This window comes from Vibrio sp. 378, from assembly GCF_033339435.1.
This window is the reverse complement of sequence record NZ_JAWOUO010000811.1, coordinates 1-599: the sequence shown is the minus strand read 5'-3', so window position 1 is coordinate 599 and position 599 is coordinate 1. Positions and strand designations below refer to the sequence as shown.

General features: G+C 36.2%; 1 protein-coding gene. It reads left to right on the top strand.

Going from position 1 to position 599, the window contains the following annotated elements; genetic code table 11:
* Nucleotides 1–22 precede the first annotated feature (22 nt).
* Nucleotides 23–520 carry a hypothetical protein gene (locus R7Q48_RS28980; protein WP_318133804.1) on the top strand — a complete coding sequence of 166 codons (498 nt, stop codon included), beginning with the start codon at nt 23–25 and terminating at the stop codon, nt 518–520.
* Nucleotides 521–599 lie beyond the last annotated feature (79 nt).

Here is a 599-nt window from a genome sequence, read left to right as displayed (position 1 = left end):
GCGTTATATTTTTTGAGGGGCTATGAAGAAACAATTAGCGTTAATTTTTTCATCAGCTACAACTATATTGAGTGCAGTCTGGTTGTGGAAAGAGGGCGGTTATGAACCAGCAATTGTTTTAATTGGTGGTGTTGGTGGTTTGATTCTTTCCTTGTACCCCACTAAGGATGAAAATTCTGATAAGTTTCCAGCCTCGACACATATAGAGCATGAAGTTTTAGATGAACTCTATATACACATCTTGCATGTTGAAGGAACTATTAATAAGAGTTTTCTTGATCGACGACTTTGGAATGAACTTCAAGACAACTTAGATCAACTAAAGCGTTTTTATCATAAAAATAAGATTAAGTTCCCTGATACATTAGATCAAAAGGTGCTTGAGGTTATTATGATTGGGCGGAACGTGATGAGTTCGGAAATTAATCAATCTATACCAACAGAGCTAGCAAGTGCTTATCGTAGTTCAAAAGACAATGTTATCGCTGAAATTCGGTTACTAAAAGGTATCGAGCACTAAAATATAACAAACTGTTTAAGAGTGATTCGCAACGCGTGGCATTTTTACTATGCGTTAGGTTTAGTGGTTAAGGTGGTAT

Bases quoted from the DNA above. Each gene is read 5' to 3' on its own strand.
- R7Q48_RS28980 (WP_318133804.1), top strand. From the start codon at position 23: ATGAAGAAACAATTAGCGTTAATTTTTTCATCAGCTACAACTATATTG.